Genomic DNA, 15,922 nt, shown 5'->3' on the forward strand with positions numbered 1-15,922 from the left:
AATATAATTATTGAAGTCTTTATAGTTTTTTTATGTTTTTTAGCGGAAAGTTACTACTCCTTCTTCAGGCTCAATCCCATCGGAACCATCAAAATCCCTTTTTCATAAATGTTTAAATAGAGTTTTATAGGTTTTTTTTGTCCATCCCATCTTAACTCATAAACATTCAAAAATCCTGCACCCATATCACTTCGCTTAGTAGGGAAAGGACAACAGGTTTCTAAGCGTGTATAAGTGATTTTTTCTCCGTTTGGGCCTGCTAAAGCGTTCAAAAAACGACTTTCGTTTAAGGCTTCATCTTTTGTATTTCTGAAAAAAATATTAACCGGATAATCTGGATCGTAACCGTATTTTTTATCGCTGCTAAAAAGAGTAATGACAAACGTATTATCTTTCTTCAAAACTAGATCAGGAGCATTATCATCCACATTTTTCAAAGTCGATCTTGTACTCACACAAGAAGTTACAGTGATTAACAAAATGATAAAAAGCGCTATTTTTTTCATGGTTCAAGGTATTGGTCATACAAATGTAAAAGTGTTTTTTCTTTTTGCCGCGAATTTCACGAATTTTTAATTTTTTTTGCCAAAGATTAAAAAATATAAAGATCTGTGCATTAAATCCGTGGGCTAATCGACTTTCTTTGTATTCAGTTTCAGAATACCCATTACGATCAGATATTGTGCCACAAGATAAGTCAGCATAATAAAAAACGAACTTTTTTCTATTGGTGTATGAAATTTGTTGATCGCCAGAGTACTATCTGAAACAACAAACGCAATTGCCCCTAAAAAGATGTATAATGCCCCGGGTTTCTTCCAAATCAGATAACCATTAAAAGCAAATAAAAGCATTGTCGAAATTACGGCGGCGTAAATAATTACAGGTATTTTTAGATCGCCCAGATTGGGCATCAAAACCAGAACAATCCCGATTAAGTAAAAAGCAATAGTAAGGCTTCCAATTCCAAAAAGAAATTTATTGATCTGTATTTCACCTGTGATTTGTTTATTAAAAAGCACACAATAAGCAAGATGGGCAATTAAGAAAGCAACTAATCCTAAAATAAAATAAATTTCTGCCATATCTGCAAAGAGCAATAAAACATCTCCAATCCAGGAAAAAATTATAGCAGTTAAAAGAATATTTCTGGAAGGAAATTTTCGATAAAAATAAACCCCAAATCCCAATAACGGAACCAAAACAGGTTTTAAGAATAGATCTAAATTTTCGTATCCTGAAAGTAAAATGAGCAGGTATAGAATGCTAAGCAGAATATAGATTTTGAAAAAAATGGCGTTTTTCATAAGCATTTTTTATGAATTTATGAATTGGTTGTGGTGGGTTTTAAAATCAATTGTCACAAAGTAAATTGTAATTAAAAAAGAGGTACACAAATAACTTAAAATAATAGAATTGCCCATAGAAAAAGTATGACTTAAGCCGAACCAATCTCCATAATACGTTATAATCCCTATGGCAAGAATAAAGCGCAGGCCTTCCCATAATATAGCATATTTGTTCTTGTCCATTAATTCAGAATAGCTGTAAATCGTGATCAGAATAAATAAACCGTAAATGAAGATATTAGGTAAACCAATTTTAGAAATGTTATCGAATAGGTAGGTCACAAACAAAAGAGTAACCAGGACTTGTGCCACTGACCAGTAGATTAACTTTTGCGAGTTTTGTGTACCATATTTCTCAAAGTCAAATACGTTATCAATTTTATCTACAGGATATTTCTCATCAAAATTTTCAGGCCTCCAACCAGTTGGTTTGAACCAAATGGAGAGCTTGTCTTTCCAGTTTTCAGCTCTCCAGGCATCTTTAATCAATAAACTCAAATGTTGAAAATTAATTCGGATTGGGTTCCAGGTATGTGCTGGCCTTGTAATACCAAAAACAGGTGGAACATCTTCTAATTCGGCTTGAAAAGTACCAAATAGTTTGTCCCAAAAAATAAAGATCTGCGAATGGTTCTTGTCTAAATATTCCGGATTGATCGCATGATGAACCCTATGGTGCGAGGGTGTTACCAAAACATATTCAAGAAATCCCATTTTTTTGATGTGCTTGGTATGGTACCAAAATTGTAAAAAAAGATGCAACGGTAAAGTAATTGCAATTACAGTTGCAGGAACGCCCAATAATGCGGCGGGAATCAATAAAAAAGTAAATAAATTAACCAAACTAGCGATAGGTTGACGCAAAGCGCAAGCAAGATTAAATTCTTCACTACTATGATGAATGGCATGTTTATTCCAAAGAAAGTTGATTTGATGGGCCCATCGATGGCTCCAATAGCCATAAAAATCGATAACAAAAAAGGCAATACAATAAGAAAGGATGTTGGCTTCTAGATGATAGATCGCAATTTTAGAGACCATCCATTCATAAGAGATGAAGGTAAGGCTCAATCCCAGAACATCTTTTACAGAATTGGTAATTCCGGAACTTATACTTGATACGCTGTCTATCAAAGGAGCGGTGTCGTCGTTTTTGTAAATGCCGTATATTTTTTCGATTATAATTAATACTAAAAAAATAGGCGTAGCGATAATCAATATCTTTCCGTATTCTTCCATAAAAAAAACATTCTATTTTATTCAAATATAGAATAAAATAGAATGTTTTTTCAATTATTTGCAATTAAACAATTTCGGCGCTTAATCCTGCTTCCAAAAGTTGTGTACATTGAGGTTTCAATTTGTCCATTGGCCCTGTCTTTACAGTGCATTTTCCGTTGTAATGCACAATTAAGGAACATTGCTCTGCTTGTTCGGGCGTGTGACTGCAAACACGCATTAAAGTGTCAATTACATGATCAAAAGTGTTTACATCGTCGTTATAAACAATGATCTCGTTATTAAAACCTGTCGCTTCCTTTTCGCGAACTCTTTCTCTTACTTTTTCTTTAGTACTCATTTTTTTACGTTTTTGTACTGTTGTAATTACTAATTTTCTTTGTCAAAGATTTACCATTAAAGTCGCTTTTAAAAAGCTAAGTCAGTGCAAATCTGTTTGCTCAGTTTAATTTGTGGGTTACTTAAATTTCAGATAATGAACTATCTAATTTACGTATTTTAATGAAACCCAGTTGTTTCTTTGAAATTTTTTAACATACGTTAACCCTTTTTCGGTGCAGGAAGCATCAATAAACGGAATGTCTTCTTCATAGAAACCGCTAAATAATATTATGCCATCTTTATTTAAACAATCCACATAACTTTGCATATCGTTCAACAAAATATTTCTATTGATGTTAGCAATAATCAAATCGTATTTTTTACCTGCTAATAAAGCCGCATCGCCCTCATAAACGGTAATATGTTGGCAATTATTGCGTTCTGCATTTTCGATAGAATTCAAATAGCACCAGTTGTCAATATCAATGGCGTCAATTGGCTGAGCACCTTTCATTTCAGCCAAAATAGCTAAAATTGCAGTTCCGCAACCCATATCAAGAGTTTTAAGACCTTTGACATCAATTTCTAGTAAATGCTGAATCATCATGTGTGTTGTTTCGTGATGACCCGTTCCAAAACTCATTTTTGGCTCTATTACAATATCAAATTCGGCATCAGTTTTTGGATGAAAAGGAGCACGAACATGGCATTTTCCGTCTACATCAATCGCTTCAAAATTCTTTTCCCATTCTTCGTTCCAGTTTACCTGATCGATTTCTTCAACTGTGTATTCAATTTTAAATTCTTCTGATTCTAAAATATAAATGTCATTCAGGATATTCTCATCCCATAAATCTTTCTTTACAAAAGCTGAAATACCGTTTTCAGTTTCTGTAAAAGTCTCAAACGCTTTTTCTCCCAATTCAGCAATTAAAATTTCTGAACCCGGTTCTTTTGGTTCAATCGTAAAATGGTATCCTAAATATATATTTGACATAAAAAAAATTTTTGCAAAGGTAAGAATCCAAAGCAGAAGTTGTTCATAAATAAATCATATTCTAATAATTATTAGTGTTAATTTTGAACGAAATTTGTAAGGATTTTTTGAATATGAAGAATATGATTTTTATTTTGCTCTTTGTGGTATTTAATGGAGCAACTTGTGAGAAGGAGAATGAGGTAGTGAGATCGTTTTGTTACTGGAAAACGAACCTGTATTTTGAAAACGAAGATGATTCTTTGATAAAGGATATGAATGTGCAACACATGTATGTTCGCTTTTTTGATGTCGATTGGAACCCCTATGCAAAAGAACCTTTGCCGGTAGCTACAATTTATGGCATTAGGTTTAATAAAAGCAATCCTGAAATTACCCCCAGTATTTTTATTACCAATGAAGTGGTTTTGCAAGCCAATGAAAAACAATTAGATAGCCTGGCTGTTAGAATTGCGCAACGTGTTCAACAAATTGGGGTAAAAATAAATGAAACAAAAGCGGATGATATTGCCAATTCAATTGTATACCCAAAAGATTACTACAAACAGGAAAACTATAAACGCATCAATTATGACTCTGTAAAATCGATTGAATTAGCAAAGCTAAAAGTTGATTTTAAAGAGATTCTAATCGACTGTGACTGGACAGAAAAATCGAAGGACAATTATTTTTACTTATTGAAACAGATCAAAAAAGGATTCCCAACAGCGCAAGTTTCGGCTACCATCCGGCTATGGCAATACAAATATGCGTCAAAAGCCGGAATTCCACCAGTTGATAAAGGTTTGCTCATGTGCTATAACCTGACAAAACCGGAGGATTTTACTAGCAAAAATTCGATAGGAACCAGTCAAGAATTGGCACAATATATTACACATGACAAGTATAAATTGAAACTTGATATTGCATTGCCGCTGTACAGTTGGGCTGTTGTTTTTAGGGGAAATCAGTTTAAAGGAATTTTATCAGATTATGATCAATTAAGAAATGATACGATTAAACTGAAGAAAGTATCAGACAGTAAATATATTTTGAAAGATGATGTTTTGGTAGGAGAAACGTATTTGCGAAATGGAGATGAAATCAGGATCGAGAAGATTTCAGACGAGGAGCTTGAAAAAATGATTTCGATTGTAAAAAGTAAAATCAAAATAGATAATCAAACGAAAGTGACGTTTTTTTCTTTTGATAAGAAATATATCAACGATTATGGAACCCAAAATATATCGAGCTATTATGAGAGTTTTTAGTAGTTTACTTTTAGTTTTATGCTTTCAGGTTTCTTTTGCCTGTGGTTGGAGCGTTTCGCCCGAAACCAGTCGGCTGGCTTTGTTTAAAGCGCAACGTGAAGGCTTTTTCAGACTCACTCCGTTTTATTATTCAGCAGATTATTACTATTCGACCAATACTATTTCTGCAGTAGATCAGGAGCTGAACTGTCTGGAATGGAAGAAAAAATTAGGCAATGCAATTGATACTAAAGATGTGCATACTATTTTGTATGAAACAGACGGAGAATTATTTGAAACTGCCTTTGAAAACAAAACTTTAAAAACAACATTCGAAAAAAATACTTTTATAGAGGCTTTGTTATTATCAAAAAACAAAGCATTTTTAAACTATATTTTATTTGCTAAAAGGTTGGAATACAATAGCAATACCGATGTAAAATGGGAATCCTGGAATCAGATAGGGTATAATAGCAAAGATCATCAACTAGCTGATATAGGCGATTTCGAAAAGAAAATAAAAACAGCCAAAGATGCTTTTTTAAAACAGCGATACGCTTTTTTAATCTTAAGGTATAGTTTTTATGCACAGAATAAAAATGAAGTCATTCGTTTATACGATACTTATTTTACCGAAAATAAAAATACGATTTTAGAGCCCTGGGCTTTGTATTATAAAGCTTTATGTATTGAAAACTTTTCTTTACAAAATTATTTACTGAGTAAAGTTTTTGCCACTTGCGAAGAAAAGTCATTCGCAGTTTTACAGCATTATAACTGGAAATTAACACAGGAAACTTTGGCTCTGGCTCAAAACGACGAAGAGCGAAGTGTAATTCTTGCTATTGAAAGTTTTCGTAACCCTGCTCCGGATTTAAAAACGATTGAAGAAGTTTATAAACTAAGTCCCAATAGTATTAATTTGAGTTTTTTAATAGGAAGGGAAGTCAACAAACTCGAAGACTGGATTTTTACTCCACAATACACCAACAGCGGAAGCCCATCAGTTGTATTTGATGGTGTAGACTGGTATGAAAATTATGCTAAAGCAAAAGAAGAAAATTTCAATAAAGATATTTTACATTTAAGAGCATTAGAATATTTTTTAATTTCGATAAGAGAACAAACTTCAGGCGAGCAAAAAGAGTACATCACGGCGGCAATTGCACAACTTTGTTTTATGGATGATGATATTGATTTGGGTAAAAAATATACCAATATGATCAGTGATAAAGCTAATGCATTCATACAAATGCAGAAAAATATTCAGTTGGCATTGGTTTCCTTAAAACAAGATGATTTAAAAAGCGGAAAAGTTCAAAACCAACTTTTTAAATACTTTGATTCAGTTGAAAATTTAGTCGAAACGGATTATGGATTGTTTAAAAACTTATACAGTTTATACCGAATTGCCAGCGATGACTTTGCAAAACAGGGCGATCGTGTTACAGCAGGCTTGTTAGCGATGAAATCCGATCTTAAAAACGAAGGAGAATATTCAGTATACAACAATCCTTATTTCTATAGTTATATTGGTTATTTTGACAGAACTGCAACAGTAGAAGATGTAGACCGTTTAATGGCATTACAGCAGAAAAAAGATAAAACATCCTTTGAAAAATACATTTGTTCCGGAACAATAGCGCCAAACATAAATTACTATAAAGACCTGAAAGGTACAATTGCTTTTAGAACCAATAATTTAGAATTAGCTTATGAAACCTTTTCGAGTATGCCAAAAGATTTCTGGGAGAAGAATTATGCCTTTAAAGATTATCTGAATGAAAATCCGTTTACACCGAAAATTCTGCAGAAGGATAAGGAACGAAAATTTGATTATCATTTCAATAAAGCAGATTTTATTGCTAAATTGATTGAGTTAAAGAAACAAAACACGGCAACAAGTAATTTGCAATTGGCACATGCGTATTTTAATGTTTCGTATTTAGGAAATTCCTGGATGATGGTGGCTTATGACTGGACATCAGGAGAATCGTATGTTGATTATGTGTATGGAGACAATTCAGAGAATGAAAAAACCTATCAAAAAGGCAATTATTACAATTTGACTATGGCCAAAATGTATTATGAAAAAGCCTTAAAAATGTCTAAAAACAATAACGAAAAAGCATTAGCCAGTTTAATGATTTTTGAATGTAATTATTACGGTCATTACGCCAATATAGTTTCAGCGGAAGAAGAGGAAAAGAATCCCTTTAAAGCAGGGCAGGAGCTGGTCAATTTTTATTCGGTTTACAAAACAACTCCAACATTTAAAAAATACAATTGCCCGTTATTGAAAGCATTTATAAACTAAAGTTTAGTAAAAAGTATATTGTGAAATGTAAAATGGAATTATAAAAAAAAGTGTTCGCTCTGCGAACACTTTTTTTTATAGTAAATCTAAAATCTAAAATCTAAAATCTAAAATCTAAAATCTAAAATCTAAAATCTAAAATCTAAAATCTAAAATCTAAAATCTAAAATCTAAAATCTAAAATCTAAAATCTAAAATCTAAAATCTAAAATCTAAAATCTAAAATCTAAAATCTAAAATCTAAAATCTAAAATCTAAAATCTAAAATCTAAAATCTAAAATCTAAAATCTAAAATCTAAAATCTAAATAGCAGTTACAATAGCTAAAAAGTCATCTGCCTTTAAAGCAGCACCTCCAATTAAACCACCGTCTACGTCTGGTTTAGAGAAGATTTCTTTAGCGTTGTCCGGTTTTACAGAACCACCGTATAAAATAGAAACTTCGTCAGCGATAGTAGCTCCAAAAGCTTTACGTACAGTTTCTCTGATGAATTCGTGCATATCTTGTGCTTGTTCCGGTGAAGCAGTTTCTCCTGTTCCAATAGCCCAAACTGGCTCGTAAGCTAAAACAATATTAGCCCATGATTCTTTTGCAATGTGGAATAATCCGTCACGCAATTGATTTTCAACAATATTGAAATGATTATCTGATTGACGGTCTTTTAATTCTTCTCCAAAACAGAAAATTACTGTCATATCATGTTTCAAGGCAGTATCTACTTTATTAGCGATCAATGCATCAGTTTCGTGAAAAATAGCACGACGCTCAGAGTGACCAAGAATTACGGTTTTTACACCAACGCTAGTCAGCATATCAGCAGAAATTTCTCCTGTAAAAGCTCCGCCCTCAGCTTGGTGAACGTTTTGAGCAGAAACTGCAATTGTTGTGTTTTTTAGTTTAATAACAGCAGCTTGTAAGTTTACAAATGTTGGAGCAACAATTACCTGAGCTGTAGTTTTTGCTGGTATTTTAGCAATTAATTCGTTTAATAATTCTTCAGTTTGTTCTGCGTTTTTATGCATTTTCCAGTTTCCTGCAACAATCTTTTTTTCTCATTTTGGTAGTTTTTATTTTATTCTTTTTTTGTTTTTATTTTGGTATTATAACAATATTGACATTGACATTGAATTTTGGAATTGTCATTGTTATTGTTATTGAAAATTATTTCAGGCTTTTCAAAGTTTCATTGATTTTTTCAAAATCCGTTTCAATAGCACGGTACAGTACGATTTTTCCGGTTTTGTCAATAATAATGTATCTCGGAATCCAGTCTAAATCTATTGCTTTACCAAAAACACCTTTCATGCCGTCGTTCATCATAAAGTGATCGCCTTTTAATTCGTGTTTCTCAATTCCTGCTTTCCATTTATCAGCCGTTTTATCAGCCGAAAGGAATAAGTAAGAAACGTCAGGATTGTTAGCCTGTAATTCTTTTAGCTTTGGCATTGCTTTTACACAATCTCCACACCATGAAGCCCAAACTTCGATAACTAAAGTTTTGCCTTTGTATTTTTTTAAGATGTTTTTGAAAGAAGTCTGACCTCCATCAATGGTTAATAATTTTTCAGATAATGCTTCTTTAGAAAAACTCGTTTTTTGAGCTTGTGAACATGAAAAAGTAATAAATGCAATTACGACAAGGGCTATTTGTTTCATAGGTAAATAATATTTGTTTTATGATTGGAATTTAATTTCGTCTTTCCTTACTAATTTTTATGATTTTAAATCATAACGTTTTCAAATAACAAAAGAGTCCCAACAAAGTTAAACAAACAAATCGAATGAGAAATGGAGATTAACAAAATTTGAGCAACCTTTGTTTTATCACAAAACGGGAAATTTAGGTTAAAAAAAAGTGAATGAAAACGTAATAGTAGTCTATGAAAATGATATTTTTTATAAATCTATTTTTGAAGAGCTAGAAAAGAGCATGTTTTTTTTATTTAGGAAGGAATTTTACAAGCAAAAAAACGTCAGATGTATATAAAAAAATAGGTAAATTATAATTGAATATAATTTACCTATTTTTATTTTTCTAAGCAGAAATTTTACAATTTCAAATCGTCAGTATCATTATAATGTACTTTTTGAATGATGGTTCCGTTTTGTACCACTACAATGCTTGGATTGGCTCTTTCAACAGTTTTCAAAGCTGTGGCATCACAGAAATAAAAATCGACATCTAGACCGTATTGTTTTTTTGCTTTTGCAATTTCATCAGCACCGGAAGCGGTCATTGCAATTACTTTGTATCCTTTTGCTTTGGCATTTTTACTTAAACCTTTTAGTTTTTTCATTCCTTCAAGATGAGATAAAGACAGATCATAAGTAACAAAAATCAGTAATTTTGGCTCTTTCAATAATTCTTCTTTATAATCAGAGTCGTCTTTTACCATTGTAAAATCGTGAATCGGCGGTACATAACCTTCAGTAATCACTTTATCTTTTCGGTCCACAAAGGTTGCGCCTTCCGGAATATTTGCCAGATCTTTTTCTGTAAATTCTTTGTCAACGCCATTTACTTTGTAGATAAAAGTCATTTCTACGACAGATTTTGGAGCACCTTCCGGAATTTCCATTCCTTTTTCGATGTTTGTTCCAACTTTATAAGGACGGAAATCTTTGATTGGATTATGATTTAGAACCCAAACTGCCATAAAAACGCATAAAACAACGCTTATCAAAGTAATACTATTCGTAACGGCATTTGAAAATAATGGTTTTACTAATTTTTTATTGACAAATAAAATCAGGATAAAGAAAAGTAAAACAATGTCTTTCGAGAAGGATTGCCATGGTGTTAAGTGCAAGGCGTCTCCAAAACAACCACAGTCTTTTACTACATCAAAATAGGCAGAGTAGAAAGTAAGGAACGTGAAGAAAACGATTAATAATAATAAAAACCAAATTGTCAATTTTGATTTGTAACCTACCAATAACATAACTCCCAAAACAACTTCTAAAATCACTAAAAAGATTGCTAATCCTAAAGCTAATGGCTCTAAAAAGGGCATATTAAAAACCGGCTCACTAAAATATTCAGCTAATTTATAAGAGAATCCAACGGGATCATTTAATTTGATTAATCCCGAAATAATAAATAATACGCCGACAAATAATCGGGAAAATTGGGTAATGATGTTTTTCATGGTTTGGTGTTTTTTTTGCCAGGAATTTCACTAATTATCACAAATTAATTGGTGCTCATTTGTAAAATTCGGGGCTAAATTTTTATTTCAATGGGTCGAGGATCAATGCAAAAACAGAATAATTAATCATATCCTGATAATTGGCGTCAATGCCTTCAGAAACTAAAGTTTTACCTTTATTGTCTTCGATTTGTTTTACACGAAGCAGTTTTTGCAAAATCAAATCAGTCAGAGAACTCACACGCATATCGCGCCAGGCTTCACCATAATCATGATTTTTGGCTAACATTAATTCTTTTGTCAGTTTCACTTTAGCGTCATATAATTCGGTTGCTTTTTCTACATCTAAATCAGGCTGATCAACAACGCCTAATTCTAACTGGATCAGAGCCATGATCGAATAGTTGATGATTGCTATGAATTCTCCTTTTTCATCTTCATCCACTTTGCGAACTTCGTTTTCTTGTAAACTCCTGATTCTTTGTGCTTTTATGAAAATTTGATCCGTTAGTGATGGCAATCTTAAAATGCGCCATGCACTACCATAATCTTTCATTTTATTGATAAATAAAGTACGGCAAACCGTAATTACATTATCATATTCAAGGGAAGTATTCTTCATTTATTGCTGTATATTTGCTAAAATTTCTTCAAAAATAGGGATAATATTAAAGAGTTTCAAGTTTCAGGTTTTCTTTGTTTCAAGTTTTTTCTTAACAAAGTGTTAATGCTGATAAACTTGAAACTGTAAAAAGTTTCAAGTTTCAGGTTTTCTTTGTTTCAAGTTCCGGAACTCACGCAATCTGAATCAACTTGAAACTTGAAACAAATAAAACTTGAAACAAAATAACAAGATGCAAATTAACTGCAAAGGCCAACTTATAGATTTGTCAATTCCTAAAGTAATGGGAATTTTGAATGTTACGCCAAACTCCTTTTTTGATGGCGGAAAATATAAAAACGAAGAGGAAATAATTTCTCAGGTTAGTAACATGTTAGGTGAAGGCGCTACATTTATCGATATTGGAGCTTATTCCAGTAAACCCAGTGCCGAATTTGTAACAGAACAAGAAGAGATTGAACGAATTGTTCCTGCAATAGAATTGATTTTAAAGCATTTTCCAGACACGTTATTATCAATCGATACATTTAGAGCTGAAGTTGCAAAAGCAAGTATAGAAAGTGGTGCAGCGATTATAAACGACATTGCAGCGGGAGAATTAGACGATAAAATGTTTGATGTCATTGCAGATTATAATGTTCCGTATATTATGATGCACATGCGCGGAAACCCGCAAACGATGCAAAGTATGACCCAATATGAGGATATTGTAAAAGAAATGTTGTTCTATTTTTCTGAAAAAGTAAAAAAAGCAAGAAGTCTCGGAATCAACGATTTGATTTTAGATCCCGGTTTCGGATTCGCCAAAACAACCGATCAGAATTATGAAGTTTTGCAAAAAATGGAACTTTTTAATTTATTAGAATTGCCTGTTTTAGCCGGAGTTTCTAGAAAATCAATGATTTATAAAACTCTAAATAATACAGCGCAAGAAGCTTTAAACGGAACAACAGTTCTCAATACAATTGCCTTGACAAAAGGAGCGAAGATATTACGTGTTCATGATGTAAAAGAAGCGGTGGAATGTGTTACGTTGTTTGGTAAAATGAGTTTATAATATGAAAGAACTTGATAGATTTGAAAGTGTAAATCATTTAATTTTTCCGTTAACTTATAAAAAATTCTATGAACAATGTGAAATTTCTCTTCCTCAGGTCTTTGTAGGGACAGATTTGTTTAATAGATATAAAGAGTTGAAAATTTGGGCGCTTGAGTTAATTAAAGAAGATAAATGTGATAATTTTTTAACTCAAACTGATTTTGTCTTTATGATGCATCAAGGTTATATGTTTTGGTATTTTAATGCTAATGGAGAAACAGATCCAGACGTATATTTTTATGAAGAAAGAATGATGAATCCGAGAAAAATTTCGTCATTAAATTATTTTCTTTTAAATTATCCTAAAATATAAATTGATTATTTTAAGCTTTATAATTTGAAAATGTAAAAAAAAAATAACATGAAATACTTTACTCTAATTATCGCTTTCCTTCTTTTTTCATGTGAAAAAAAAGAAGACGTTTTACTTCCAAAATCAAACGTAACAATTGTGAAAGATGTTCAGGATCATTCGCCAATTTACATCTTCTTTAAAACAGAAGGGAAAGATACCATTGCTGATGTAAACAGAAAGAACAGTATTATTTCGACCAATTGGATTTTGAATATAGACAAACGTTTACCTTTAAAATTGGTAATTCCGGAAGTCATAAAACTTCAGGAGAAAAAACGTGCTGATAGCGCCCACAAAAACGAAGATGCCGAAAATTATTATTCGTATGCAGATTCTATCGGGAAGAATTTAGCCTTTTTGCCTTTCACGAAAGTGTATTATAAAACAGAGAAACCTAAATCAGAAGGATTAACTCTATTTTTTAAGAAGAATCAAACGGTTGAAGTAAACCAACAAGTTCTTAAAAAAGAAGAATTACTAAACTACATTGCAAGTCTTGATTTTGCAGTTAAACCGAAAATGCAATTTTGTTTTGATAAAAATATGAGTTTTGATGCTTATATTCAGGATAAAATTTTAGTTCAAAAGCTAGAATCATTTGCAGAAGTGACAGAAGAATATATTTTCTAAAACTTGAAACTTGAAACCTGAAACTTGAAACCTGAAACTTGAAACCTGAAACAAAAGAAACAAAATCTTTATTGATGATGATAAGGCTCATTCCTTAAAATCGTAAAACCGCGATACAATTGTTCGATAAAAAACAATCGAACCATTTGGTGTGAAAACGTCATTAGTGAAAGCGAAATTTTCCCTTGTGCTTTACTGTAAACTGTATCAGAAAATCCGTAAGGACCGCCAATTACAAAAACAAGCGTTTTGATGCCGGAATTCATTTTCTTTTGTAATTCTTCAGAAAAACCAACGCTGGAGAAGTTCTTTCCGTTTTCATCCAATAAAATCAATTGATCGGTTGGCGTTAATTTTGCCAGAATCAATTCGCCTTCTTTTTCCTTTTGCTGGCTTTCAGATAAGTTTTTTACGTTTTTGATATCCGGAATAATCTCCAGATCAAATTTGATGTAAAACGACAAACGCTTGGTATAATCGTCAATCAAAGTTTGAAGCGATTTATTATCTGTTTTGCCTATGGCGATAAGTTTGATATTCATTTGTTTGTTTTTTTTGCCACAAATTGCACGAATTAGCACGAATTATTTTTTGCCACAGATTAAAAGGATTAAAAAGGATTTTTTTAGTTTGTATTTAAATTAATCTGTGAAAATCTTTTTAATCTGTGGCAAAATATTTTTTATTTTTTATTCTCAAAAACGGTTTCAAAATGTTCTACAACAGGAAACGGTTCGTAATAATGATGCAGTATCTTTTTCCATTCCAGATAAGCTTGAGAGTTTCTGAAACCTACAGTATGATCTTCAAGTGTGTTCCAGTCTACTAATAAAAGATACTTGTTTTCGACTTCAAGACATTTCTCTAAACGATGTCCTAAATATCCATCAATTGAGGATATGTATTGACTTGCTTTTGCGAAATCAGCTTCAAATTGAGTTGCTAAATTTGGTTTTACATAAAGATATGCGGCTTCTAGAATCATAGGTTAAAATTGTCAAACCTAACAGGTTTTTAAAACCTGTTAGGTTTTGTTAGTTTTTAGAAAATTTAGCTTCAAAAGTTTTAAATCTTGCATCCAAATCTTTCAGCAATTGTTTTTTTACAGCTGCATCCTGAATAAAACTATAATTGATGCTGTTGTAAACATATTGTTTTATTGTACCGTACGAAACATCAGGATATCTTTTGGTTAATAAAACATATTGTTCTGTCATATTGGTTCTTAAAATTCCCGCATCATCTGTACTGATTACGATTGGCACATTAAATTCTCTATAAAGTGTAAAAGGATGTCTGTTTTCTTTTACTTTCAGGATGAATTCATTGCTCGTTAAGTTGATCTCAATCGGAATATTGTTTTTTGCCATATAACGCAGTAAATCATAAGAATTTGCTTCGTATGCAATATCAACTCCGTGGCCAATTCTGTTAGCTCCGGCAACGTAAATCGCATCGTTTATGTGCCAGGTTAAATCTTCTGGTTGTACTAATCCTAAAGTCAATTCACCTGCATGAAGCGTATATTTTACGTCTGGATATTTAGAATGACAATATTTGAACATTACCATGTGCAACCAATAATCTTTCATCGAATTTTCGCCGTGTTCCGGAGAAACGATGTTGACACCCGCAATCAGTTTACTGTCGTTTGCAGAGATAAAAGCGATTGTCAGGTTTTTGAATAAATCTATCGGATCCATAAAACGAAGCACAAAGTTTTGGTAACGCATGGTAAAACGATCGTCATCAATTTTTAAGTCTTTATGTAGTTTTGCAATGAAATTAGTATTGAAATCTGAAGCATATTTTTTAGCATCTTTCTTCTCAATCGATTTATACAATTCATCTAAAAGTTTCAGAACTGCTTTTTCATCTCTTTGAGTTGCTGCCTGACGTAATTTCGTATTGAAATCGGTTAAATCAGAAACGTTCATATCGCACGGAATCGTTGATAATTGAGTTTCGATATAGCTTACATTTTCAGCAATGGCACGTTTTTTTAATTCGAGCATTCCTTCTGCAAAATGTCCCTGTATAGTAGGTTCGAATTTTTGAAAGGAATCGAAAAACTGATCATCAGAAGGAACAGAACCATTATAATCTTTAACCGACCAGGTCTGCATAATTTGCTGCTCGTAGTACTCTAGCTTTTCTTTTTCTTTAAGAGATGAAAATCTTTCCCAGTTTCCTTTTTCAGGTTTTGTTTTAGAAACCGCCATAGTTTCTAAATTCAAATAAAAATCTTCTGCAATCGCTCTTTCCAAAAGAGGTTCTGCATAAACTGATCCTGAAAAATGATGGTGTAAATCGCCGCCTTTTGGCATTTGTTGAAAGAAAGCTGTTAAGAGAGCTTCGTTATTTCTAATTTTATCTAAATAATTTTCAGCCGTTTGAGAAAAGCCGATTTGTGCTATGAAAAAACAGAAAAGTGTAATTATCCTCGTCATACTCTAAGTTTAAATTACATGCAAATATACAAGTTTTAGAGGAGATTTTAAAATTTTTGTTTTTAGGCACAAAGGTTCAAAGGAGCAAAGGGACAAAGCTTAAGAGAAATACATATTATAAAAAGCAAGAAAGACGCACAATCAGTGCGTCTCAGTTTTATAAT

Annotated in this window: 17 protein-coding genes; 5 read left to right on the plus strand and 12 right to left on the minus strand. The window is 32.2% G+C overall.

Annotated features, from left to right (window positions below; all coding sequences use genetic code 11):
• Positions 1-53 precede the first annotated feature (53 nt).
• The 5 genes from ACQY44_RS04390 to prmA form a co-directional block, all read right to left on the minus strand.
• On the minus strand, positions 54-506 hold the full coding sequence (locus ACQY44_RS04390; protein WP_428229189.1) for a 2-dehydro-3-deoxyphosphooctonate aldolase: 453 nt from the start codon (positions 504-506) through the stop codon (positions 54-56).
• 123 nt (positions 507-629) lie between these two features.
• Positions 630-1,307, minus strand: coding sequence for a lysoplasmalogenase (locus tag ACQY44_RS04395; RefSeq protein WP_428229190.1), 678 nt, complete (start codon positions 1,305-1,307; stop codon positions 630-632).
• Positions 1,308-1,316: 9 nt separating this feature from the next.
• The gene (locus ACQY44_RS04400) at positions 1,317-2,588 is read right to left on the minus strand and encodes a sterol desaturase family protein (protein WP_428229191.1); all 1,272 of its coding nucleotides are present in this window, start codon (positions 2,586-2,588) and stop codon (positions 1,317-1,319) included.
• Between the two features lie 64 nt (positions 2,589-2,652).
• Positions 2,653-2,928, minus strand: coding sequence for an ATP-dependent Clp protease adaptor ClpS (locus tag ACQY44_RS04405; RefSeq protein ID WP_095381901.1), 276 nt, complete (start codon positions 2,926-2,928; stop codon positions 2,653-2,655).
• Between the two features lie 144 nt (positions 2,929-3,072).
• Positions 3,073-3,906: a 50S ribosomal protein L11 methyltransferase gene (gene prmA / locus ACQY44_RS04410; RefSeq protein ID WP_428229192.1), complete on the minus strand. Its 834-nt coding sequence runs from the start codon at positions 3,904-3,906 to the stop codon at positions 3,073-3,075.
• 113 nt (positions 3,907-4,019) lie between these two features.
• Here prmA and ACQY44_RS04415 point away from each other — a divergent pair, with 113 nt between their 5' ends.
• Together ACQY44_RS04415 and ACQY44_RS04420 are read left to right on the plus strand one after the other, a co-directional pair.
• The gene (locus ACQY44_RS04415) at positions 4,020-5,156 is read left to right on the plus strand and encodes a hypothetical protein (RefSeq protein ID WP_428229193.1); all 1,137 of its coding nucleotides are present in this window, start codon (positions 4,020-4,022) and stop codon (positions 5,154-5,156) included.
• The gene (locus ACQY44_RS04420) at positions 5,143-7,452 is read left to right on the plus strand and encodes a hypothetical protein (RefSeq protein WP_428229194.1); all 2,310 of its coding nucleotides are present in this window, start codon (positions 5,143-5,145) and stop codon (positions 7,450-7,452) included. The genes ACQY44_RS04415 and ACQY44_RS04420 overlap by 14 nt, the downstream gene beginning before the upstream one ends.
• 303 nt (positions 7,453-7,755) lie before the next feature.
• On the opposite strand, the gene tpiA is transcribed toward ACQY44_RS04420, so the two are convergent.
• From tpiA to ACQY44_RS04440, 4 genes are all read right to left on the minus strand, one after another.
• On the minus strand, positions 7,756-8,496 hold the full coding sequence (gene tpiA, locus ACQY44_RS04425) for a triose-phosphate isomerase (protein WP_428229613.1): 741 nt from the start codon (positions 8,494-8,496) through the stop codon (positions 7,756-7,758).
• Positions 8,497-8,614: 118 nt separating this feature from the next.
• Positions 8,615-9,109 carry a TlpA family protein disulfide reductase gene (locus ACQY44_RS04430; RefSeq protein ID WP_428229195.1) on the minus strand — a complete coding sequence of 165 codons (495 nt, stop codon included), beginning with the start codon at positions 9,107-9,109 and terminating at the stop codon, positions 8,615-8,617.
• A gap of 392 nt (positions 9,110-9,501) precedes the next feature.
• A complete protein-coding gene (locus ACQY44_RS04435) occupies positions 9,502-10,602 on the minus strand; it encodes a BT_3928 family protein (protein WP_428229196.1) in 1,101 nt (366 codons plus the stop codon).
• A gap of 82 nt (positions 10,603-10,684) precedes the next feature.
• Positions 10,685-11,224: a DUF1599 domain-containing protein gene (locus ACQY44_RS04440; protein ID WP_428229197.1), complete on the minus strand. Its 540-nt coding sequence runs from the start codon at positions 11,222-11,224 to the stop codon at positions 10,685-10,687.
• Between the two features lie 232 nt (positions 11,225-11,456).
• Between ACQY44_RS04440 and folP the strand changes: the two genes are divergently transcribed.
• Genes folP through ACQY44_RS04455 form a run of 3 tightly spaced genes read left to right on the plus strand, consistent with a single transcriptional unit; the run spans position 11,457 to position 13,308 of the window.
• A complete protein-coding gene (folP, locus tag ACQY44_RS04445; RefSeq protein ID WP_428229198.1) occupies positions 11,457-12,281 on the plus strand; it encodes a dihydropteroate synthase in 825 nt (274 codons plus the stop codon).
• Between the two features lies 1 nt (position 12,282).
• Positions 12,283-12,636 carry a hypothetical protein gene (locus ACQY44_RS04450; protein WP_428229199.1) on the plus strand — a complete coding sequence of 118 codons (354 nt, stop codon included), beginning with the start codon at positions 12,283-12,285 and terminating at the stop codon, positions 12,634-12,636.
• 48 nt (positions 12,637-12,684) lie between these two features.
• Entirely contained in the window at positions 12,685-13,308 is a 624-nt protein-coding gene (locus ACQY44_RS04455) for a hypothetical protein (RefSeq protein ID WP_428229200.1), read from the plus strand.
• Between the two features lie 68 nt (positions 13,309-13,376).
• Here ACQY44_RS04455 and rlmH read toward each other — a convergent pair whose 3' ends face one another.
• The 3 genes from rlmH to ACQY44_RS04470 form a co-directional block, all read right to left on the minus strand.
• On the minus strand, positions 13,377-13,850 hold the full coding sequence (gene rlmH / locus ACQY44_RS04460; protein WP_035628752.1) for a 23S rRNA (pseudouridine(1915)-N(3))-methyltransferase RlmH: 474 nt from the start codon (positions 13,848-13,850) through the stop codon (positions 13,377-13,379).
• 140 nt (positions 13,851-13,990) lie between these two features.
• On the minus strand, positions 13,991-14,293 hold the full coding sequence (locus ACQY44_RS04465; RefSeq protein ID WP_428229201.1) for an antibiotic biosynthesis monooxygenase family protein: 303 nt from the start codon (positions 14,291-14,293) through the stop codon (positions 13,991-13,993).
• Positions 14,294-14,342: 49 nt separating this feature from the next.
• On the minus strand, positions 14,343-15,758 hold the full coding sequence (locus tag ACQY44_RS04470; RefSeq protein WP_428229202.1) for an adenosine deaminase: 1,416 nt from the start codon (positions 15,756-15,758) through the stop codon (positions 14,343-14,345).
• Positions 15,759-15,922 lie beyond the last annotated feature (164 nt).

Origin of the sequence: Flavobacterium sp., from assembly GCF_965277525.1 — a bacterium.
GTDB lineage: Bacteria > Bacteroidota > Bacteroidia > Flavobacteriales > Flavobacteriaceae > Flavobacterium.